Below are 21,015 nucleotides of genomic sequence, written 5' to 3'. Positions count from 1 at the left end.
CGGCTCGCGCCGGGCTGAGGCGGGAGTCGTACGAAGGGCCGGTACGGATCATCCGTACCGGCCCTTCGGCGTTCGGCGCCCCGCGGCCCCGGTTACGGCCTGCGGGCCGATGTCACGCGGTACACGTCGTACACGCCCTCGACACCCCGCACCGCCTTCAGGACGTGCCCCAGGTGCTTGGGGTCGCCCATCTCGAAGGTGAAGCGGGAGGTGGCCACCCGGTCCCGGGACGTCTGGACGGCCGCCGACAGGATGTTGACGTGCTGGTCGGACAGGACGCGGGTGACGTCCGAGAGCAGCCGCGAGCGGTCCAGGGCCTCGACCTGGATGGCGACGAGGAAGACGGACGACTGGGTGGGCGCCCACTCGACGTCCAGGATCCGCTCGGGCTGCTGCGACAGCGAGTCGACGTTCACACAGTCCGCGCGGTGCACCGACACACCGCTGCCACGGGTGACGAAGCCGATGATCGGGTCGCCGGGTACGGGCGTACAGCAGCGGGCCAGCTTGACCCACACGTCCTCGACGCCCTTGACGACGACACCCGGGTCGGCCTTGGCGCGCCGCTTGCCGCGGCCCCGGGCCGGGGGCACGGTCTCCGCGATGTCCTCGGTCGCGGCCTCCTCGCCGCCGAGGGCCTGGACGAGCTTCTGGACGATGGACTGCGCTGTGACATGGCCCTCGCCGATCGCCGCGTACAGCGAGGAGATGTCGCTGTAGCGCATCTCGTGCGCGAGGGTGACCAGGGAGTCGCCGGTGAGGATCCGCTGGATCGGCAGGTTCTGCTTGCGCATCGCCCGGGCGATGGCGTCCTTGCCCTGTTCGATGGCCTCGTCGCGGCGCTCCTTGGAGAACCAGGCGCGGATCTTGTTGCGGGCGCGGGGCGACTTGACGAAGCCGAGCCAGTCGCGGGACGGTCCGGCACCCGCGGCCTTGGAGGTGAAGACCTCCACCAGGTCGCCGTTGTCCAGGGTGGACTCCAGCGGCACGAGACGGCCGTTGACCCTGGCCCCTATGGTCCGGTGGCCGACCTCGGTGTGGACGGCGTACGCGAAGTCGACGGGTGTGGCCCCGGCGGGGAGCGCGATGACATCGCCCTTGGGGGTGAAGACGAAGACCTCGTTGCGGGACAGGTCGAAGCGCAGGGACTCCAGGAACTCACCCGGGTCCTCGGTCTCCTTCTGCCAGTCCAGGAGCTGCCGCAGCCACGCCATGTCGTTGACGGCGTCCTTGCCCTTGCCACCGGCGCGCGGGGTGTCGGTGCGCACCTTGGAGGTGCCGGCGACGGCCTCCTGCTTGTACTTCCAGTGCGCGGCGATGCCGTATTCGGCGCGGCGGTGCATGTCGAACGTGCGGATCTGGAGTTCGACGGGCTTGCCGCCGGGACCGATGACCGTCGTGTGCAGCGACTGGTACATGTTGAACTTCGGCATCGCGATGTAGTCCTTGAACCGGCCGGGGACCGGGTTCCATCGCGCGTGGATGGTGCCGAGGGCGGCGTAGCAGTCGCGGACGGTGTCGACGAGGACGCGGATGCCGACCAGGTCGTAGATCTCCGCGAAGTCCCGGCCGCGGACGATCATCTTCTGGTAGACGCTGTAGTAGTGCTTGGGGCGTCCGGTGACGGTGGCCTTGATGCGGGCGGCCCGCAGGTCGGCCTGGACCTCGTCGGTCACTATCGCGAGGTACTCGTCCCGCTTGGGCGCGCGCTCCGCGACGAGCCGGACGATCTCGTCGTACATCTTGGGGTAGAGGATCGCGAAGGCGAGGTCCTCCAGCTCCCACTTGATGGTGTTCATGCCCAGGCGGTGGGCGAGCGGAGCGTAGATCTCCAGGGTCTCGCGGGCCTTCTGCTCCTGCTTCTCACGCTTGAGATAGCGCATGGTGCGCATGTTGTGCAGGCGGTCCGCGAGCTTGATGACCAGGACGCGGGGGTCCTTGGCCATGGCGACGACCATCTTGCGGACGGTCTCGGCCTGGGCGGCCTCCCCGAACTTGACCTTGTCGAGTTTGGTGACACCGTCGACGAGGAGGGCGACCTGGTCCCCGAAGTCGCGGCGCAGGTCCTCCAGGCCGTACTCGGTGTCCTCGACGGTGTCGTGGAGGAGGCCCGCCATGAGCGTGGCGGGATCCATGCCGAGTTCGGCCAGGATGGTGGTGACGGCCAGCGGGTGGGTGATGTAGGGGTCACCGCTCTTGCGCTTCTGGCCGCGGTGCCAGCGTTCCGCGACCTGGTAGGCCTGCTCGATCTGGCGGAGCGTGGCCGTCTCGATCTTCGGGTCGTTGCTGCGGACGATCCGCAGCAGGGGTTCGAGGACCGGGTTGTACGTGGTGGAGCGCTGCACTCCGAGACGGGCGAGGCGCGCGCGGACCCGGCTGGAGGACCCGCTGGAGCGGACCGGGGCCGGGGGCGCGGGCTTGACCGGGGGCGCCGCGGGCTTCGGCTTCGCGGGGGTTGCCTTGGCGGGCGGCGCCTGCTTGACCGGCGGGGCCGGCTTGGGCTGGGCCTTGCCGGACCGGCCGCCCTGCTGCGCCGTGCCCGGTGCCGCGGGCTTGGGCGCGGGGCGGGCGGAGGCGGGTGAGGCACCCTCGGCAGCCGACGCCGCGTCGGCGGGCCGGTCGGATGGCGTGGCGGAGGTCGCCGCGGCCTTCCGTGCCTGGTCGGCCCGCTGGTCGGGGGTCGCGGCGGAGAGTGGCTGGACCTCGTCTGGCAAGGGCGCTCCTCGTGCGGGTCCGGGTCCCCCGGTGAGTCCCGGAAACCCCATGGTATCGACCCCGGGCGTCCCACTCGCCCCGGGCGGTACCCGCGGACGACGCGGGACGGGCACCCGGTGTTCCCGGATGCCCGTCCCGTACGGTTGTCGGCCGCTGCCGTCAGAGGGTGATCAGCGCCTCCAGCGGGGCGCCGCGCAGGGCGGCCTCCAGCCGGGCGCGCCCGGCCAGGAAGCCCAGCTCCATGAGAACGGCGACGCCCGCCACATCGGCACCGGCCCGCCGGATCAGCTCCAGGGAGGCCTCGGCGGTGCCGCCGGTGGCGAGGACGTCGTCGATGACCATGACGCGGTCGCCCGGAGCCAGGTCCTCGGCGTGGACCTCGATCTCGGCCGTGCCGTACTCCAGCTCGTACGCCTGCCGGAGCGTCGCGCCTGGCAGCTTGCCCGCCTTGCGGACCGGCACGAAGCCGATCTGCGCGGAGACCGCGACCGGGGCGGCGAGGATGAACCCGCGCGCCTCCAGGCCGACGATCTTCGTGGCGCCGAAGCCGGCGCACAGGTCGGCGAAGGCCCCGGTGAGCGCGGCGAACGCGAGCGGGTCCGCGAGCAGCGGTGTGATGTCCTTGAACATCACACCGGGCTTGGGGTGGTCCGGCACGTCCCGGATGCGGCTGAGAAGCAGCTCCCGGGTGTCGGCTCGGCTGTCGGCGGTCATCAGCGCCTCCCGGTCGGCCGGTCGCCGCCCCGGCGGGCACGCTGCCCGGCGATGGCCCCGGCGGCCTCGGGCAGCTCGTCTCCGGTGTCCTGCTCGCCGTCCTTCTTCATGGCGTTCGCGGCACGCTTGGCGAGGACGCGCTTGCGCAGGGCCTTCATCTGCGGGTCGCTCTCCTTGAGGTCCGCGACCAGCGGGGTGGCGATGAAGATCGAGGAGTACGCGCCGGCCGCGAGGCCCACGAACAGGGACAGCGAGATGTCGTTCAGCATGCCGCCGCCCAGGAAGCCGCCGCCGATGAACAGCAGGCCTGCCACCGGCAGCAGCGCCACGACCGTGGTGTTGATGGACCGCACCAGGGTGCCGTTGAGGCTGCGGTTGGCGATCTCGCTGTAGGTGTAGCGGGTCTGCTTGGTGATGTCCTTCGACGACTCCTTCAACCCGTCGAACACGACGACCGTGTCGTACAGGGAGTAGCCGAGGATGGTGAGCAGACCGATCACCGTGCCGGGGGTGACCTCGAAGCCGACGAGCGAGTAGATGCCGACGGTGATGGTGAGGTCGTGGACGAGTGCGATGAGCGCGGCCAGCGCCATCCGCCACTCGAAGGCGATCGCCAGATAGATCACCACGAGGATCATGAACACGCCGAGGCCGGTCCATGCCTTGTTGGCGATCTGCTTGCCCCAGCTGGGGCCGACCAGCTCGGCGTTGACGGCGTCGGCGTCGACCCCGAGGCCTTCCGCGATCTCACCCTTGATCTCGTTGGCCTGCGCGGTGTCCAGGCTGGACACCTGGATGCGCAGAGTGCCGTTGCCGAGCTTCTGGACGATCGCGTCGTGCCCGGCGGCCTCCTCGGTGATCTCCTGCGCCTTCGCGAGGGAGACCGAGGTGGCCGGGGTGTTGTAGACCGCGCCGCCCTTGAACTCGATACCCATGTTCAGGCCGCGCACCGCCAGCGCGGCGATGGCGGTGATGGTGATCAGGATCGAGATCCCGTACCAGAGCTTGCGCTTGGCGACGAAGTCGTAACCGACTTCACCGCGGTAGAGACGGGCGCCGAGATTCCCGAGTCGAGACATCTCACGCCTCCTTCGGTTCGGTCGGGACGACGGGCGTGGTACGGCGCGAGCGGCGCAGCGGCGGCTGGGCGCCCAGACGCTTCGGGTCGAGGCCGGACCAGGGGTGCTGACCGCCGAAGAACTTGCCGCGGGCCAGGATCGTCATCAGCGGCTTGGTGAAGAAGAACACCACGACCACGTCGAGTGCGGTGGTCAGGCCGAGCGTGAACGCGAAGCCCTGCACCTTGCCGACGGTCACGATGAACAGCACCGCGGCGGCCAGGAAGGACACGAAGTCGGACACCAGGATGGTGCGCCGGGCCCGCGGCCAGGCCCGCTCGACGGCGGGGCGCAGGGTGCGGCCCTCGCGGATCTCGTCACGGATGCGCTCGAAGTACACGATGAACGAGTCAGCCGTGATACCGATGGCGACGATCGCACCGCACACCGCCGGCAGGTTCAGCGCGAAGCCGATCGCCGGGCCGAGCAGCGCCATGATCGTGTACGTGAGGATCGCGGACACGCCCAGGGACGCGATCGCGACCAGCGACAGGCCGCGGTAGTAGACCACCAGGTAGATGATGACCAGCGCCAGGCCGATGGCACCGGCGATGAGGCCCGCCTGCAGCTGTTCGCCGCCCAGCGCCGCGGTGACCGTGGTGACCGACTGCTCGTGGAAGGACAGCGGCAGCGCTCCGTAGGAGAGGATGTTGCCCAGCTCCTGGGCCGACTTCTGGTCGAAGCTGCCGGAGATCTCGGCCTGACCGCCGGTGATCGGGAGGTTCACCGACGGCGCGGAGACGACCTCGCCGTCCAGCACGATCCCGAAGCGGTTCATCGGGTCGCCCTGGCTGGACAGCTTCGTCGTGGTGTCGGCGAACTTCTTGGTGCCCGCGCTGTTGAACTCCAGCTGGACGATCCACCGGCCCTGCTCCGGGTCCAGCACGCCTCGCGCGTCGTCGACGTCCTTGCCGTCGACCTCGGCCGGGCCGAGCAGGTATTTCTCCCACAGACCGGCCGGGTTCTTGCCGCAGGCCACGATGGCGTCGGTCGGCTTGACGCCCTCGCTGACCTTGACCCGCTCCTGCTCGTCGGCGCAGTTCAGAGCGGCGAACTTGGCCTGGAGTGCGGCGTCGCCGGCGGGGTCGGCGCTGGGGCTGACGGCCGGGGCTGGCAGCTCCGGGAGGGAGGCGCTCGGGCTGGGCGAGGCGCCCTCGGACGCGCCGGGGCTCGGGGCCTTCTTCAGGGCGTCGGTCAGGGCACGGCCCTGGGTGGTGGCAGTGGCCGACGGGGCCGTGGCGGCGTCCTCGTCGTCCTTGGCGCCGTCCTTCTTGTCGGACGAGGAGGCCGAGGTGCCCGGGGACGGGCTCGTGGACGGGCTGGGAGAGCCGCTCGTGGACGGCTCGGGGATCTCGGGCTCGCTGGGGGCGACCGCGATGACCGGCCGGAAGTAGAGCTGCGCGGTGGTGCCGACCTGCTTCTGCGCCTGCTCCTGGTCCGTCCCCTTGGGGATGTTCACGATGATGTGCCGGGAGCCCTGGGTCTGAACCTCGGCCTCCTGCACGCCGAGACCGTTCACACGGCGCTCGATGATGCCGACCGCCGTGTTCATGTTGGTCTCGTTGACCGCGCTCTCCTGGCCGGGCTCGGCCTTGGCCTCCAGCGTGATCGTCGTACCGCCGGCCAGGTCGATGCCCAGCCGCGGCGTCGTGTGACCGGACCAGAACATGCCGCCGGCCAGCGCGACCATCGCGATCAGGATGAACACCAGGGCACGCCCTGGCCTCCCCTGGCCCCCCGACGGCCTTCTGCCCTTCTTCGGTGCTGCCACCTTGTCGTATCTCCCTGTCCAACCGCCCCGCGCCGGGTGTGCGCGGGGCGGCCACGAAGTATGTGTGGGGACCTGCCCCCGCAGATGCCGAAGTGGACGCGGTACGGGGACCCCGGGGCGCGGTCGGCGGCCCGGGGTCCCCGTGCGCGGCTACTTCGTGTCGGCCTCGCCGTCGGTCTTGCCGTCCTTGCGGGCGGCGTCGGCGCTGCCGGCTGCCTCGTCCCCCTCGGCCGCGGCCTCCTTCTTGGTGAGGTCCGGCTTGGCGTCGCCCTTGGCGTCGTCGGACTCGATCAGCGAGGAGGCGTCGTCCGGCACGGCCGGCAGGTCGTCGGCGCTCAGCTCGCCGTCTTCCTCGGAGTCCGTCTCACCGTGGACGATGCGGTTGTACTCCGCGTCGTCCAGGACGGCGCCGATCGAGTTCTTCGCGTAGATGGCGTGCACTCCGGGCGCGACCTCGAGGAGGACCGTGTCGTCACCGGCCTCCTTCACGGTGGCGTACATGCCCCCGATCGTCCGGACACCGGTGCCGGGCTGCATGCTGCTGCGCATCTGCAGCGCCTGCTGCTGCTTCTTCTTCGCGGAGCGGGTCATCAGGAACATGGCCCCGATCAGCACGATGAAGGGGAGAAGGGTGACGAGATTGTCCACGGGACAGATTTCCTTCGCACGACCGCGCTGGTGAGCGGCCTGATCTACGGGGGTGGGCACGCCGACCTGAAAGGGCGGCATCGGCGGAGTCTAGGCGAGTCCGCATCGATGGAACAACGCCCAGCATCGCACCGCGGTTCCCGGACGGGCGAGTGCCCGCGCCGTCACCCCCCGAACAGGCCCTGCTGCCCGCCCGGGGCCGTGGCCTGCGGGGGTACGAGTCCCAGATGGGCCCAGGCGGCAGGTGTGGCGACCCGGCCACGCGGCGTGCGGGCCAGCAGTCCTTCCCTCACCAGGAAGGGCTCCGCCACCTCCTCGACGGTCTCGCGTTCCTCGCCCACCGCCACGGCCAGCGTGGACAGGCCGACCGGTCCGCCGCCGAACAGCTTCAGCAGGGCCTCCAGCACCGCCCTGTCGAGCCGGTCCAGGCCGCGCTCGTCCACCTCGTACACACGGAGGGCGGTGGCGGCGATCTCGCGGGTGACCACCCCGTCGGCCCTGACCTGAGCGTAGTCCCGGACGCGGCGCAGCAGCCGGTTGGCGATCCGGGGCGTGCCGCGGGAGCGTCCGGCGATCTCGGCGGCGCCCTCGGCTCCGATCTCCACGTCCAGGAGGCGGGCGGAGCGGTGGACGACCCGCTCCAGTTCGGCGGGGACGTAGAACTCCATGTGCGCGGTGAAGCCGAACCGGTCACGCAGCGGAGGCGGCAGCAGTCCGGCCCGGGTGGTGGCACCGACCAGGGTGAAGGGCGGCAGTTCGAGGGGGATGGCGGTGGCGCCGGGGCCCTTGCCGACGATGACGTCGACGCGGAAGTCCTCCATGGCCATGTACAGCATCTCCTCGGCGGGCCGGGACATGCGGTGGATCTCGTCCAGGAAGAGGACCTCGCCCTCCTGGAGGGAGGAGAGGATCGCGGCGAGGTCTCCGGCGTGCTGGATGGCGGGGCCGGAGGTGATGCGGATGGGGGCGCCCATCTCCGCGGCGATGATCATGGAGAGGGTGGTCTTGCCGAGGCCTGGCGCGCCGGACAGCAGGACGTGGTCGGCGGTGGCCCCCCTCGCGCGGGCGGCCTTGAGGACCAGGTCGAGCTGTTCGCGCACCTTCTCCTGGCCGATGAACTCGTCCAGGTCCTTGGGGCGCAGCGCGGCCTCGACGGCCTGGTCCTCGCGGTCGGCGGCGGAGTCCACCAGGCGCTCGACGGCGCTCGCGTCTGCGGTGTCGTCCCAGTTCATGAGTGTGTGCCTCGGGTGTGTGGTGGCGGGGATGGCGTTGGGCGGGCGGCGGTCCGGGCGCGGCGGCCCGGCGGGCCCGGACCGCCGGACCGTGCTCGGCGGCCCGGGCTCAGCGGGCCCGGTTCAGGGTCTGGAGCGCGGCCCGGAGGAGCTGCCCGACCTGCGGGTCCGCCTCGGCTTCGGCCTGCGGCGCCACGGCGCTGACCGCCTCCTCCGCCTCGCGCGCCTGGTAGCCGAGGCCGACGAGCGCCGCGTGCAGCTGGTCCCGCCAGGGCGGGGGCGCGGAGGCGGCGGCCGGTGCCGCGACGGGACCGCCGGCCGGGGCGCCGAGCCGGTCCTTCAGCTCCAGGAGCAGTTTCTGGGCGCCCTTCTTGCCGATGCCGGGGACGGCCGTGAGCGCCTTCTCGTCGCCCGACGCGACGGCGACGCGCAGCGCGTCCGGCGCGTGGACGGCCAGCATGGCCTGGGCGAGGCGGGGGCCGACGCCGCTGGCGGTCTGGAGCAGTTCGAAGACCTGCCGCTCGTCGTCGTCGGGAAAGCCGTACAGGGTGAGCGAGTCCTCCCGTACGACCAACGAGGTGTGCAGCCGGGCCTCCTGACCGATCCTCAGACCTGACAGGGTGTTCGGGGTGCACTGGACGGCCATGCCGACGCCGCCGACCTCGATCACGGCGGTGGTGGGGGCGAGGGCGGCGACCGGGCCCGTCACGAAGGCGATCATGCGGTGCGGCCTTTCAGAACTCGGTGCGTCGCCCGGTGCGCGGCGACCGCCTGCTGGAGGCGGTTCTGCGCGGGGGCGCGCCAGATGTGGCAGATGGCGAGAGCGAGGGCGTCGGCGGCGTCGGCCGGTCGCGGCGGGGCGTCGAGCCGGAGCACCCGGGTGACCATGGCTCCGACCTGCGCCTTGTCGGCGCGCCCGGACCCGGTGACGGCGGCCTTGACCTCGCTGGGGGTGTGCAGGGCCACGGGGATGCCGCGCCGGGCGGCGCACAGCATGGCGACCGCGCTGGCCTGGGCGGTGCCCATCACCGTACGGACGTTGTGCTGGCTGAAGACCCGCTCGACGGCGACCAGTTCGGGCCGGTGGGTGTCCAGCCACTCCTCGATGCCCCGCTCGACGGCGACGAGCCGGTCGGGGGTCTCCGCGTCAGCGGGAGTCCGGACGACGCCGACGCCGAGCATCGCCAGCGGCCGTCCGGCGACGCCCTCGACCACTCCGACCCCGCACCGGGTGAGCCCCGGGTCCACCCCAAGCACCCGCATCTGGCCCCGCCTCCCTGCTTCGACTGCGGTGGCCACATTAACCGGACCCTCTGACAACGCCGCGGGCCGACGGGGTGTGTCCCCGTCGGCCCGCGGCGTGGTGCCGTCGATCAGACGCCGTTCCGGCGCGTGTCAGGCGTCGATCGCCGCCATGACCTCGTCGGCCACGTCGAAGTTCGCGAAGACGTTCTGCACGTCGTCGCTGTCCTCCAGCGCGTCGATCAGCTTGAAGATCTTCTTCGCGCCCTCCTCGTCCAGCTGCACCTGCATGCTGGGAACGAAGCTGGCCTCGGCCGACTCGTAGTCGATCCCGCCCTCCTGAAGGGCGGTGCGGACCGCGACCAGGTCGGTGGCCTCGCTGATCACCTCGAAGTTCTCCCCGAGGTCGTTGACCTCCTCCGCGCCGGCGTCGAGGACCGCGCCCAGCACGTCGTCCTCGGTCAGCTCGCCCTTGGGGACGATGACGACGCCCTTGCGGTTGAAGAGGTACGACACGGAGCCCGGGTCGGCCATGGAGCCGCCGTTGCGGGTCATGGCGACACGGACGTCGGAGGCGGCACGGTTGCGGTTGTCGGTGAGGCACTCGATGAGCACCGCGACACCGTTCGGGCCGTAACCCTCGTACATGATCGTCTCGTAGTCGGCGCCGCCCGCCTCGAGGCCGGCACCGCGCTTGACCGCCGACTCGATGTTCTTGTTGGGCACCGAGCTCTTCTTCGCCTTCTGGATGGCGTCGAACAGCGTCGGGTTGCCGTCCGGGTCGGCGCCGCCGGTACGGGCCGCGACCTCGACGTTCTTGATCAGCTTCGCGAAGAGCTTGCCGCGCTTGGCGTCGATCACGGCCTTCTTGTGCTTCGTCGTAGCCCATTTAGAGTGGCCGGACATCTGCCTGTCTCCTTCGCGTAACCAAATACAGAACGAACTCCGGAGATCCTACCGGGATCTCGTCAGAGCGCGGCGCGCACCATGTCGACGAACAGGGCGTGCACCCGGTGGTCGCCCGTCAGTTCCGGGTGGAACGAGGTGGCGAGGGCCGTGCCCTGGCGGACCGCGACGATGTGCCCGTCGTACTCCGCGACGACCTCGGCGGAGGCGCCCACCGACTCGACCCAGGGGGCGCGGATGAAGACGCCCTCCACGGGTCCGCCGTCGATGCCGGCGACGTCGACGGCCGCCTCGAAGGACTCGTTCTGCCGTCCGAAGGCGTTGCGGCGCACGATCATGTCGATGCCGCCGAACGTCTCCTGGCCGGAGCGCGGGTCGAGGATCTTGTCCGCGAGCATGATCAGGCCGGCGCAGGTGCCGTACACCGGCATCCCGGCGGCGATCCGCTCGCGCAGCGGTTCCGCCATCCCGAACAGACGGGCCAGCTTGGAGATGGTGGTGGACTCGCCGCCCGGGATGACGAGACCGTCGACCGCCGCCAGCTCCTCGGGGCGCCGGACCGCCCTGGCCACGGCGTCCGCCGCAGCCAGGGCGATCAGGTGCTCCCGTACGTCACCCTGGAGGGCCAGGACGCCGATCACGGGGGTGGTGCTCATCAGTGCTTACCAGCCCCGGTTCGCGTAGCGCTCGGCCTCGGGGAGGGTGTCGCAGTTGATGCCGACCATGGCCTCGCCCAGGTTGCGGGACGCGTCCGCGATGATCTTCGGGTCGTCGTAGAAGGTGGTGGCCTTCACGATGGCGGCGGCGCGCTTGGCCGGGTCGCCGGACTTGAAGATGCCCGAGCCGACGAACACGCCCTCGGCACCCAGCTGACGCATCAGCGCGGCGTCGGCCGGGGTGGCGACGCCACCGGCGGAGAACAGCACGACCGGCAGCTTGCCGAGCTCGGCGACCTCCTTGACCAGCTCGTACGGGGCGCGCAGCTCCTTGGCGGCGGCGTACAGCTCGTTGTGGTCGAAACCGCGCAGGCGGGCGATCTCGTTCTTGATCTGGCGCATGTGGCGGACGGCCTCGACGACGTTGCCGGTGCCGGCCTCGCCCTTGGAGCGGATCATGGCCGCGCCCTCCGCGATACGGCGCAGGGCCTCGCCCAGGTTGGTGGCGCCGCACACGAACGGGGTGGTGAAGGCCCACTTGTCGGAGTGGTTGACCTCGTCGGCCGGGGTGAGGACCTCGGACTCGTCGATGTAGTCGACGCCGAGGGACTGCAGGACCTGAGCCTCGACGAAGTGGCCGATGCGGGACTTGGCCATGACCGGGATGGAGACGGCCTCGATGATGCCCTCGATCATGTCCGGGTCGGACATGCGCGCGACGCCGCCGTCCTTGCGGATGTCGGCGGGCACACGCTCCAGGGCCATGACGGCGACGGCGCCGGCGTCCTCAGCGATCTTGGCCTGCTCCGGCGTGACGACGTCCATGATCACGCCGCCCTTGAGCTGCTCGGCCATACCGCGCTTCACGCGCGCGGTGCCGGTCTCGGGGGACTGCGGGGTGGTGGTGGGCGTGGTGGACACGGAGGACCTCACTCGGAAAGCGGGACGGGTCGGAAAGACCCAGGACAACACAGCGAGGAAACAGGCTGCGACCAGTCCACATCAAGGGCCAATGACGACGCGGTGGCTCGTTTTCCGGCGAAACCCGAGGTCCCGGCCTGTTCTGCCGGTGTGCGGGGTCCGGTGGATGCGCCCGCGGGGCGGGGAAAACCGACGCCGCACACGGCCGTGCCGGCCCTCTCGGCCCGCAGCATCCGGCCGGACGTCACGTCCGCGGTCCACCGGCGGAACCCGGTGGGCGGCGCGGCCCACGGCCCGTACCGTCGGGCGCGTCCCGCGGGGCGGCCCCGGTCCCCGGAACCTCCGCACGATCCCGTCCAGGACCATCCGGTCGTCCGTCCGGCCCCGCCCGCGGGCCGGGGCGGCGCCGGACGCACCGGACCCCACCGGACCCAGCCCGGTGGCGGACGGGTCATGACGAGGTACCGCCACGCCACGGCCTGCGAGATGGCCCACGCACCGGGATTCACCCCGACGACGGGATCAGGCCACCCGGTCCGCCAGCGCCGCCGGGGGCTCGTCGTCCATCTCGAACGCCAGCGGGAACGGGGCGTGGCCCGCCAGCCGGAACCAGCGCACCTTGCGGTGCCTGCGCAGCGCCCTCGCGGCCCGTACCGCGTCGTTGTGGAAGCGCCGCGCCATCGCCACCCGGCGCACCGCCGCGGCCAGCTCTCCGGCCGTCTCCTCGCCCCCGGGCGCCTCGCGGACGGCCTCCACCTGCTCCGGCTCCCCGAACACCGCCCGCAGCGCCTGGCTCAGTTCGCTCTCCGCGACCTCCCGCTGCTCCTCCTCCGCCTGTCGCGCGGCGTGCGCCGCCTGGTACAGCACGATGGACGCCGCCGGGTCGAGCACCCCCGACGTGGCCACCTCCTGCGCCACCGACGCCCGCCGCAGCAGCTGCGCGTCCAGCGCCGCCCGTGCGGCGTCGAGCCGCGCGTGCAGCCGGTCGAGCCGCCCCGCGGTCCAGCTCAGGTACACGCCGACGACGACGAGGGCGAGAACGATCCAGATGAGGGTTTCGATCACGCCGGAAGGCTATCGGGCCCCGGAACCCGGCCCGCCCGGTGCCCGGGGGCGGGCTCCCTGCCGGGCACACCCCTCCGGGGAGGCGGCAGCGGGGGCCGGGAAGCGCGGCCCGCCGCCCGGCGGAGCCGGACACCGGCACAGCCGGGAAGGGGCGGGGCCGGGGAAGGCCCGCACCGGTGCCTCTCCCAGCCGGCCGCTACTCCCGTGCCAGCCCCCACCGGGCCCGCAACCCCGTCGCCCGCTCGTCCGTCGCCACGGACGCCGCCCCGTCCGTCACCGTCTCGTACACGGCCAGGATGTCCGCGCCCACGGCCGACCAGTCGAACCGCCGGACGTGCGCGCTCCCCCGCGCCCGCAGCTCCTCACGCCGCGCCGGGTAGCCCAGCAGCCGGATCGCCGCGTCGGCCAGCGCGTCCGCGTCCTCGTTCGCGAACAGCTCGCCCGCCCCGCCCTGGTCCAGCACCTGCGCGAACGCGTCCAGATCGCTCGCCAGCACCGGTGCGCCGGCCGACAGCGCCTCCACGAGGATGATCCCGAAGCTCTCCCCGCCCGTGTTCGGCGCCACGTACACATCGACGCTGCGCAGCAGCCGCGCCTTGTCCTCGTCGCTCACCATGCCGAGGAACTCCACCCGCTCCCGAAGCTCCGGCGGCAGCGACGCCACGGCCTCCTTCGCGTCGCCGCGCCCCGCCACCAGCAGCCGCGCACCCGGCCGTGCCGCGAAGATCCTCGGCAGCGCCCGCATCAGCACCGGCAGCCCCTTGCGCGGCTCGTCGATCCGCCCGATGAACCCGAGCGTCTCCCCCTGCCACGCCTCCTTCGGCTCGGCCCGCGCGAAGAACTCCACGTCCACGCCGTTCGGGATGACCACCGCGTCCCCGCCCAGATGCTCCACCAGCGTCCGCCGCGCGTACTCGCTCACCGCGATCCGCGCACTCACCTTCTCCAGCGCGGGCTGGAGAATCGGGTACGCGGCGATCATCGCCCGCGAGCGCGGGTTCGACGTGTGGAAGGTCGCCACGATCGGCCCCTGCGCCGCCCAGCACGCCAGCAGCCCCAGCGACGGCGACATCGGCTCATGGATGTGGATCACATCGAAGGTGCCGTCGTGCAGCCACCGCCGGACCCGCGCCGCCGACAGGAAACCGAAGTTCAGCCGGGCCACCGACCCGTTGTACGGGACCGGAACCGCGCGCCCCGCCGACACCACGTAGGGCGGCAGCGGCGTCTCGTCGTCGGACGGCGCCAGCACCGACACCTCGTGCCCGAGCCGGATCAGGTGCTCGGCCAGGTCGCGGATATGGAACTGGACGCCGCCCGGCACGTCCCACGCGTACGGGCAGACGATGCCGATCCTCACATCGTCCCCGTCTCAGGCCGCGTCCCGGGCCCCGTACCGGTCCGCCGAGGAGCCGTCCTGCCGGGCTCCAGATCCTTCAGCCACAACCGCTGCAGCATGTGCCAGTCCTCCGGGTGCTCCGCGATGCCGCCGGCGAAGGCGTCCGCCAGCTCCTGCGTCATCACAGACGTCCGTTCCGCCCGGCTGCCTGACTCCGGCACCCCGACCGGCGGATGCACCCGCCCCTTCATCACCGGCGTGTCGTCGTACCACAGCGTCACGGGCAGCAGCAGCGCCCCGGTCTGCTGCGCCAGCAGCGCCGGACCGGCGGGCATCCGCGCCTTCTCCCCGAAGAAGTCGACCTCCACGCCCGACGACGACAGGTCCCGGTCGGCGACCAGACACACCAGCCCGCCCGACCGCAGCCGCCGCGCCAGCGTCCCGAACGCCGCCCCGCCCGTGTGCGGCAGCACCTCCATGCCGAGCGACTCCCGGTACGCCACGAACCGGTCGTACAGCGTCTCCGGCTTCAGCCGCTCCGCGACGGTCGTGAACGGCACGCCCAACGCGCGGGTGACCCACACCCCGGCAAGATCCCAGTTCGCCAGATGCGGCAGCGCCAGTACCACGCCCCGGCCGCTGGCCAGCCCGTCCGTCAGATGGTGCAGGTCCTTCGGATCGAAGCCGCCGCTCACCCGCTCCCGGCTCCACGCCGGCAGCCGGAACGACTCCATCCAGTACCGCATGTACGAGCGCATCCCGGCCCGCGACAGCTCCGCGAGCCGCTCCGGCGAGGCATCCGGCACCACGCGCGCGAGGTTCGACTCCAGCCGCAGCACCCCCTTGCCGCGCCGCTTCCACGCCGTATCCGCGATCCTCCGGCCCAGGCCCACCGCGACCGGCTCGGGCAGCTTCTTCACCGTGCCCCAGCCCAGCCCGTACAGACCGTCGGTCAACCGCTCACGCGCCCGGCTCATGACGTGGCCTCACTCCCCCTCGTACTCCCCCCGCCCGGGGTACCCCCACCGGGCTCACCCGTGCCACCGGTACCGGTGGCCGCCGCGGCCGCGGCCGCATCCGCCTCCGCCGCCTCGCGGCGGACCGTCACCATCCGCTGCACCAGCGTCACCAGACTGCCCACCGCCACCACCCACAGGGCGATCGGCAGCAGCACGTCGATCCCCGGCACGCCGAACTTGTGCAGCCCCGCGAAGCCGGCCGCGACCAGCGACACCACCAGCCGCTCCGCCCGCTCGACCAGCCCGTTCACCGCCACCGGCAGCCCGATCGACTCGCCGCGCGCCTTCGTGTACGACACCACCTGGCCACTCGCGAGACAGAAGATCGACACCGCGCACAGCACGTTGTCGTTCCCGCCGCCCGCGTACCAGAGCGCGAACCCGCCGAAGATCGCGCCGTCCGCGACCCGGTCGAGCGTCGAGTCCAGGAACGCCCCCCACCTGCTGGAGACCCCCGCCTGACGGGCCATGTTCCCGTCCACCAGGTCGGAGAACACGAACAGCGTGATGACGATCGTGCCCCAGAAGAACTCACCGCGCGGGAAGAACACCAGCGCACCCGCCACCACCCCGGCCGTTCCGACCAGGGTCACCACATCGGGACTCACCCCCCGGCGGAGCAGAAACGCGGCGAACGGCGTGAGAACACGCGTGAAGAACGCACGCGCGTACTTGTTCAGCATGGCCTTCCCGAGAGGTCGGTGGCCGAGCGGCCCCTACGGCCACCGGCGCGCCCATCGTAGCCACGCACCGCCCCGCCACACCCGCGGGCACCCGCACGACACCCGGGGGGCTCCCGACGCACCCCCGTACCACCCCTCCCGCATCGGCCGATGTCCGCCGTATGGACGCGGCCCCGACACAGTGGAAAGCTCGAAGAACGACCGCGGGCACCGACGGAGCCGCCCGACCGGGCTGGGGCCCATGCCCACACACGCCGCTCCCCGTGCCCGCGCCCCCACCTCACCGTGCACCAGCGATCGGGAGGCAGAACCATGGGCGACAAGGCGAACACCCATCCCGGGGCCGCCGGCAGGGCAGTAGCGGCCGACCAGCCCTCATCCATCAGAAACGTGGTGCTGGTCGGCCACAGCGGAGCAGGCAAGACCACCCTCGTCGAGGCCCTCGCCCTCACCGCGGGTGCCGTCAACCGCGCCGGACGCGTCGAGGACGGCACCAGCCTCTCCGACCACGACGAGATCGAGCACCGGCAACGGCGCTCCGTCCAGCTCTCCCTCGTTCCCCTCTCCTGGGACGGCTGCAAGATCAACCTCCTCGACGCCCCCGGCTACGCCGACTTCGTAGGAGAGCTCCGCGCCGGACTCCGCGCCGCCGACGCCGCCCTCTTCGTCGTCTCCGCCGCCCAGGAAGCCGACGCCGTCGCCGGCTCCACCCGGCTCGTCTGGGACGAATGCGCCGCCGTCGGCATGCCCCGCGCCATCGTCGTCACCCACCTCGACACCGCCCGCACCGACTTCGGACAACTCACACAGATCTGCGCCGAGATCTTCGGCGGCGACGACCCCGACGCCGTCCTGCCCCTCTATCTGCCCGTCCTCGGTCCCGAAGCCGCCGACGGACACGCCCCCGCCACCGGCCTCGTCGGCCTGCTCAGCCAGAAGATCTTCGACTACTCCACCGGCGAACGAAAGGAGAACCCGCCCGACGACTCGCAGATCCCCCTTATCCAGGACGCCCGCAACCGCCTCATCGAAGGGATCATCGCGGAAAGCGAGGACGAGACCCTCATGGACCGCTACCTCGGCGGCGAGGACATCGACCTCAAGACCCTCATCGACGACCTGGAGAAGGCAGTCGCCCGCGGTACCTTCCACCCCGTTCTCGCCGCCGCCCCCGCAGCCGACGGCGCCACGCAGGGCCTCGGCACCGTCGAACTCCTCGACCTCATCACCCGCGGCTTCCCCACCCCTCTCGAACACCCCGCACCCGACGTCACCACCCCCCAGGGAACACCGCGGCCCGCCCTCACCTGCGACCCCGCCGGCCCCCTCGCCGCCGAAGTCGTCAAGACCACCTCCGACCCCTACGTCGGCCGCATCTCCCTGGTCCGCGTGTTCTCCGGCACCCTCCGCCCCGACGACACCGTCCACGTCTCCGGGCACGGTCTCACCGACCGCGGGCACGAGGACCACGACGTCGACGAACGCATCGGTGCGCTCTTCGGCCCCTTCGGCAAGCAGCAGCGCCAGATGAACCACTGCATCGCGGGCGACCTCGCCTGTGTCGCCAAACTCACCCGCGCCGAGACCGGCGACACCCTCTCCGCCAAGGACGACCCGCTCCTCATGGAGCCCTGGTCCATGCCCGATCCGCTCCTCCCCGTCGCCATCCGCGCCCACAGCAAGGCCGACGAGGACCGCCTCTCCCAAGGCCTGGCCCGACTCGCCGCCGAAGATCCCACCATGCGGCTCGAACAGAACCAGGACACCCGCCAGATCGTCCTCTGGTGCCTCGGCGAGGCGCACATGGAAGTCGCCCTCGAACGCCTCCGCAGCCGCTACGGCGTCCAGGTCGACACCGTCGCCCACAAGGTCGCCCTCCGGGAGACCTTCGGAGACAAGGCCGCCGCACGCGGCCGGCACGTCAAGCAGTCCGGGGGCCACGGCCAGTACGCCATCTGCGAGATCGACGTGGAACCCCTCCCCCAGGGCTCCGGCATCGAGTTCGTCGACAAGGTCGTCGGCGGCGCCGTCCCCCGCCAGTTCATCCCCTCCGTCGAGAAGGGCGTACGCGCCCAGGCCGCCCGCGGCGTCTCCACCGGATACCCCCTGGTCGACATCCGCGTCACCCTCCGCGACGGCAAGGCCCACTCCGTCGACTCCTCCGACGCCGCCTTCCAGACCGCCGGCGCCCTCGCCCTCCGCGAAGCCGCCGCCGACACCCCCGTCCAGCTCCTCGAACCCGTCGCGGAAGTCCGCGTCCTCATCCCCGACGCGTACGTCGGCCCCGTCATGAGCGACCTCTCGGGCCGCCGCGGCCGTGTCGTCGGCACCGAGCAGGCAGGACCCGGCCAGACCCTCGTCCGCGCCGACGTCCCCGAGATCGAGATCGACCGGTACGCCATCGAACTGCGCTCCCTCTCCCACGGCACCGGCCGTTTCCAGCGCACCTACACCCGCCACGAGGCCATGCCTCCGCACCTCGCGGAGAGGATCCGCGCGGAGTCCGACGCCTCCTGACTCACCGCGGCCACTGCGGCCCCGCCGGATCCGCCCGCCAACTCCTCTGCCCGGCAGGCGGATCCGGCCGTTGTCCACAGGCCCTGACGCGGGGCATACGTCCCCGATAGGCTGTAGTGCCCAGCTCAGAAGGTGTGCGACAGCGCCGAGTTGGGAAGGCCGCAGTGCGGGGACTCAGCATGCGGCACAGGCGTCGATGGGGGCGGCAGTGACAATGGACAGTTTCGGCCCCGGGGCTCAGGTCCCGCTCGCGGGCTCTGCCGGACAGACGGTGGCCACCAACGCCCTGGCCTCCGCCGCGTACCGGGACAGCCCGCTCGAAGACATCCTCAAGGCCAACAACGACTGGTACGAATCCAAAGTCAAGAAGGGCAAGTTCAGCCTCTTCGAGCCCAATCTGGGTGAGGCCTACTCCCGTGCCGTCGCCACCCGCATGCTCGGCGGCGGGCGCAGTCCCGTCATCCAGTCCTTCGGCACCGACCCGCAGCCCGTCGTCGAACACTGCCTCGCCGCCAACCGGCTCCGCAAACAGCGAGACACCCGCCTCACCCTCATCACCCTCGTCTTCGGAGTGGCCTTCCTCCCCGGACTGCTGCTCTGGCTCGTCGTCTTCCAGCTCCGCCGCTCCATGTCCGGAGCCGACGGCAAGCGCGCCGGGCTCGTCAGCACCGCGCTCCTCCTCGGCGCCGGTGTCCTCGGCGTCCTCGTCCTGGTCAGACTGCCGGTCACCGGCTTCCTGTCGGTCTATGTGCGCGCCATGGTGATCGCCCCGGTCATCGGCTGGTACCTCGCCAAGTACGTCTGCGAGAAGACCGCCAAGGACCTGCGGGCCCGCTGGGAGGGCCTGCTCAGCGGAGGCGGCGTCGCCGCGAAGATCCCCGAAGCCGTTCCCCAGTCCCCCGGCGAGACCGCCGCGGAGGAACTCCGCCAGAACCTGGAGAAGCTCACCGCCGAACAGCACTCCAACGTCGTCTTCTACGCCGGGCCGCGCGGCATACTCGGCATGGGCACCCGATGGGGCGGCTGGCATCTCGCGGAGGAACTGAAGCCCCGCGACGGCCAGGAGATCCACGCCTTCCGCACCTGGGACGTCATACGCCCCATCCACGACCAGCTCAAGCTCCTCGAACGCGGCTCCCTGAAGACCGGGTTCCCCACCCCGTCCGTGCACCACTGGATCGTCGTCCCCGTCGGTGACGGCGCCAAGGAGGTCGCCCGCCCCGACGGCGAGAACATCGTCGCGTACCAGGTGAAACCGCACGAGATCCAGCGCATCTGCAACGAGAACCAGTTCGGCAAGGGCAACCGTCACTACCTGGGCGTGCAGTTCGTTCTCTGGGACGGCCAGCTCGTCCTCACCATGCTGGTCACGGTCACCTCCCTGCTCCACACCCTGCGCATCGAGGTCTCCGGCCACGCGCTCGGCCCGGTGAACGGCCTGTTCCTCGGCAAACCCGCCGCGAAGACCAAGACGGTCGCCAAGACGGTCCGCTTCTGGGAGACCCGGGACATCAAGCTCCCGTTGATCGAGACCAACGAGGTCGTACGCCTCGCCGTACGCGCCCCCCTGACCTGGTTCCCCCCGGTCCTGGACTTCCTCGGCGGCAAACTCGAACTGCCCGAGCCCTTCGGCCTCCGCCACGTGTGGGCCGAGGCCCCCTGGAAGCACCGCTTCATGGCGGACGACGCGATCCGCGCGGCCACTCCCGTGATGCGCGCGGTCCACGCCGCGACCGTGAAGGTCCTGGAGGAACACGGCGTGGACACCAGCTCCATGGCCGGCAGCAGCTTCGCCGCCGACCCGGCCCCGAAGAAGGCAGACATGTACGACGCCTGAGGCTAGGCGTCGGACCATGCCTCCGCGAGCATCCGGCGGGTGTCGGCGAGGAGCTGCGGCAGGACCTTGGTGTGGCCGACGACCGGCATGAAGTTGGTGTCGCCGCCCCAGCGGGGAACGATGTGCTGATGCAGATGGGCGGCGATACCGGCGCCGGCGTCCGCACCCTGGTTCATGCCGATGTTGAACCCGTGGGCCCCGGAGGCCTTGCGCAGAGCCTTCATCGCCCGCTTGGTGAAGACGGCCAGCTCGGCGGTCTCGGGATCGTTCAGTTCGGTGTAGTCGGCGACATGCCGGAACGGGACGATCATGCAGTGGCCGCCGTTGTACGGGTACAGGTTCAGCACCGCGTAGACGCTCTCGCCCCGAGCGATGATCAGCCCGTCCTCGTCGCTCTTCGACGGAATGGTGCAGAACGGGCAGCCGTCGCCCGCGCCCGAGCCACTGGGCTTGTTCTCCCCTTGGATATACGCCATCCGGTGGGGCGTCCACAGGCGCTGGAACGCGTCCGGCGTCCCGACTCCGATCTGCTGCTCGGGCTCATTCGTCATGCGGATCAGCATATGGGCTGACGGAGCCTGCGGACGCGCCGAGGGGGGGCGGTACCCGGCCGGGTACCGCCCCCCCCTCGG

General features: G+C 71.4%; 18 protein-coding genes. 2 read left to right on the top strand and 16 right to left on the bottom strand.

Annotation, left to right across the window (positions count from 1 at the left end; all coding sequences use genetic code 11):
* Positions 1-92: 92 nt before the first annotated feature.
* The 15 genes from I3F58_RS13640 to pgsA form a co-directional block, all read right to left on the bottom strand.
* The gene (locus tag I3F58_RS13640; protein ID WP_240108649.1) at positions 93-2,714 is read right to left on the bottom strand and encodes a bifunctional (p)ppGpp synthetase/guanosine-3',5'-bis(diphosphate) 3'-pyrophosphohydrolase; all 2,622 of its coding nucleotides are present in this window, start codon (positions 2,712-2,714) and stop codon (positions 93-95) included.
* Positions 2,715-2,874: 160 nt separating this feature from the next.
* Positions 2,875-3,429 (bottom strand): adenine phosphoribosyltransferase, encoded by a 555-nt coding sequence (locus I3F58_RS13635; RefSeq protein WP_240108647.1) that lies wholly within the window; start codon positions 3,427-3,429, stop codon positions 2,875-2,877.
* Positions 3,429-4,508 (bottom strand): protein translocase subunit SecF, encoded by a 1,080-nt coding sequence (gene secF, locus I3F58_RS13630; RefSeq protein WP_240108645.1) that lies wholly within the window; start codon positions 4,506-4,508, stop codon positions 3,429-3,431. The genes I3F58_RS13635 and secF overlap by 1 nt, the downstream gene beginning before the upstream one ends.
* A gap of 1 nt (position 4,509) precedes the next feature.
* On the bottom strand, positions 4,510-6,318 hold the full coding sequence (gene secD / locus I3F58_RS13625; protein ID WP_240108644.1) for a protein translocase subunit SecD: 1,809 nt from the start codon (positions 6,316-6,318) through the stop codon (positions 4,510-4,512).
* A 150-nt stretch (positions 6,319-6,468) separates the two neighbouring features.
* Positions 6,469-6,966, bottom strand: a complete 498-nt coding sequence (yajC, locus tag I3F58_RS13620; RefSeq protein WP_308355007.1) for a preprotein translocase subunit YajC — start codon at positions 6,964-6,966, stop codon at positions 6,469-6,471.
* Positions 6,967-7,130: 164 nt separating this feature from the next.
* On the bottom strand, positions 7,131-8,198 hold the full coding sequence (gene ruvB, locus I3F58_RS13615; protein ID WP_240108643.1) for a Holliday junction branch migration DNA helicase RuvB: 1,068 nt from the start codon (positions 8,196-8,198) through the stop codon (positions 7,131-7,133).
* Between the two features lie 109 nt (positions 8,199-8,307).
* The gene (gene ruvA / locus I3F58_RS13610; RefSeq protein ID WP_240108641.1) at positions 8,308-8,919 is read right to left on the bottom strand and encodes a Holliday junction branch migration protein RuvA; all 612 of its coding nucleotides are present in this window, start codon (positions 8,917-8,919) and stop codon (positions 8,308-8,310) included.
* Positions 8,916-9,461 (bottom strand): crossover junction endodeoxyribonuclease RuvC, encoded by a 546-nt coding sequence (ruvC, locus tag I3F58_RS13605; protein ID WP_240108640.1) that lies wholly within the window; start codon positions 9,459-9,461, stop codon positions 8,916-8,918. The genes ruvA and ruvC overlap by 4 nt, the downstream gene beginning before the upstream one ends.
* A gap of 132 nt (positions 9,462-9,593) precedes the next feature.
* Complete coding sequence (locus I3F58_RS13600; RefSeq protein ID WP_240108638.1) at positions 9,594-10,346, bottom strand: YebC/PmpR family DNA-binding transcriptional regulator; 753 nt, start codon at positions 10,344-10,346, stop codon at positions 9,594-9,596.
* A gap of 62 nt (positions 10,347-10,408) precedes the next feature.
* Positions 10,409-11,002 (bottom strand): pyridoxal 5'-phosphate synthase glutaminase subunit PdxT, encoded by a 594-nt coding sequence (gene pdxT / locus I3F58_RS13595; protein WP_240108637.1) that lies wholly within the window; start codon positions 11,000-11,002, stop codon positions 10,409-10,411.
* 6 nt (positions 11,003-11,008) lie between these two features.
* A complete protein-coding gene (gene pdxS / locus I3F58_RS13590) occupies positions 11,009-11,923 on the bottom strand; it encodes a pyridoxal 5'-phosphate synthase lyase subunit PdxS (RefSeq protein ID WP_308355006.1) in 915 nt (304 codons plus the stop codon).
* Positions 11,924-12,445: 522 nt separating this feature from the next.
* Positions 12,446-12,988 (bottom strand): hypothetical protein, encoded by a 543-nt coding sequence (locus I3F58_RS13585; protein WP_240108636.1) that lies wholly within the window; start codon positions 12,986-12,988, stop codon positions 12,446-12,448.
* A 196-nt stretch (positions 12,989-13,184) separates the two neighbouring features.
* Entirely contained in the window at positions 13,185-14,348 is a 1,164-nt protein-coding gene (locus I3F58_RS13580; protein ID WP_240108635.1) for a glycosyltransferase family 4 protein, read from the bottom strand.
* A complete protein-coding gene (locus tag I3F58_RS13575) occupies positions 14,345-15,304 on the bottom strand; it encodes a phosphatidylinositol mannoside acyltransferase (RefSeq protein WP_240108634.1) in 960 nt (319 codons plus the stop codon). Before I3F58_RS13575 ends, I3F58_RS13580 begins: the two co-directional genes overlap by 4 nt.
* A complete protein-coding gene (gene pgsA, locus I3F58_RS13570) occupies positions 15,301-16,029 on the bottom strand; it encodes a phosphatidylinositol phosphate synthase (RefSeq protein ID WP_240108633.1) in 729 nt (242 codons plus the stop codon). Before pgsA ends, I3F58_RS13575 begins: the two co-directional genes overlap by 4 nt.
* 312 nt (positions 16,030-16,341) lie before the next feature.
* On the opposite strand from pgsA, the gene I3F58_RS13565 reads away from it, so the two are divergent.
* Together I3F58_RS13565 and I3F58_RS13560 are read left to right on the top strand one after the other, a co-directional pair.
* On the top strand, positions 16,342-18,546 hold the full coding sequence (locus I3F58_RS13565) for an elongation factor G-like protein EF-G2 (RefSeq protein ID WP_240108632.1): 2,205 nt from the start codon (positions 16,342-16,344) through the stop codon (positions 18,544-18,546).
* Positions 18,547-18,760: 214 nt separating this feature from the next.
* On the top strand, positions 18,761-20,383 hold the full coding sequence (locus tag I3F58_RS13560) for a hypothetical protein (RefSeq protein ID WP_240108707.1): 1,623 nt from the start codon (positions 18,761-18,763) through the stop codon (positions 20,381-20,383).
* A 2-nt stretch (positions 20,384-20,385) separates the two neighbouring features.
* Here the strand turns inward: I3F58_RS13560 and I3F58_RS13555 are convergent, their stop codons facing one another.
* Entirely contained in the window at positions 20,386-20,946 is a 561-nt protein-coding gene (locus I3F58_RS13555; RefSeq protein ID WP_240108631.1) for an HIT domain-containing protein, read from the bottom strand.
* Between the last annotated feature and the right edge of the window lie 69 nt (positions 20,947-21,015).

It is taken from the genome of Streptomyces sp. MUM 203J, from assembly GCF_022414595.1.
Lineage (GTDB): Bacteria > Actinomycetota > Actinomycetes > Streptomycetales > Streptomycetaceae > Streptomyces.
The sequence above is the reverse complement of the archived record's forward strand: the minus strand, read 5'-3'. Positions and strand labels throughout refer to the sequence as shown.

Excerpts from the sequence above, each read along its gene's own strand:
- I3F58_RS13635 (WP_240108647.1), bottom strand. The coding sequence starts at position 3,429 with ATGACCGCCGACAGCCGAGCCGACACCCGGGAGCTGCTTCTCAGCCGC.
- secF (WP_240108645.1), bottom strand. The coding sequence starts at position 4,508 with ATGTCTCGACTCGGGAATCTCGGCGCCCGTCTCTACCGCGGTGAAGTC.
- ruvB (WP_240108643.1), bottom strand. The coding sequence starts at position 8,198 with ATGAACTGGGACGACACCGCAGACGCGAGCGCCGTCGAGCGCCTGGTG.
- ruvA (WP_240108641.1), bottom strand. The coding sequence starts at position 8,919 with ATGATCGCCTTCGTGACGGGCCCGGTCGCCGCCCTCGCCCCCACCACC.
- ruvC (WP_240108640.1), bottom strand. The coding sequence starts at position 9,461 with ATGCGGGTGCTTGGGGTGGACCCGGGGCTCACCCGGTGCGGGGTCGGA.
- I3F58_RS13600 (WP_240108638.1), bottom strand. The coding sequence starts at position 10,346 with ATGTCCGGCCACTCTAAATGGGCTACGACGAAGCACAAGAAGGCCGTG.
- pdxT (WP_240108637.1), bottom strand. The coding sequence starts at position 11,002 with ATGAGCACCACCCCCGTGATCGGCGTCCTGGCCCTCCAGGGTGACGTA.
- I3F58_RS13575 (WP_240108634.1), bottom strand. The coding sequence starts at position 15,304 with ATGAGCCGGGCGCGTGAGCGGTTGACCGACGGTCTGTACGGGCTGGGC.
- pgsA (WP_240108633.1), bottom strand. The coding sequence starts at position 16,029 with ATGCTGAACAAGTACGCGCGTGCGTTCTTCACGCGTGTTCTCACGCCG.
- I3F58_RS13565 (WP_240108632.1), top strand. The coding sequence starts at position 16,342 with ATGGGCGACAAGGCGAACACCCATCCCGGGGCCGCCGGCAGGGCAGTA.
- I3F58_RS13560 (WP_240108707.1), top strand. The coding sequence starts at position 18,761 with ATGGACAGTTTCGGCCCCGGGGCTCAGGTCCCGCTCGCGGGCTCTGCC.
- I3F58_RS13555 (WP_240108631.1), bottom strand. The coding sequence starts at position 20,946 with ATGCTGATCCGCATGACGAATGAGCCCGAGCAGCAGATCGGAGTCGGG.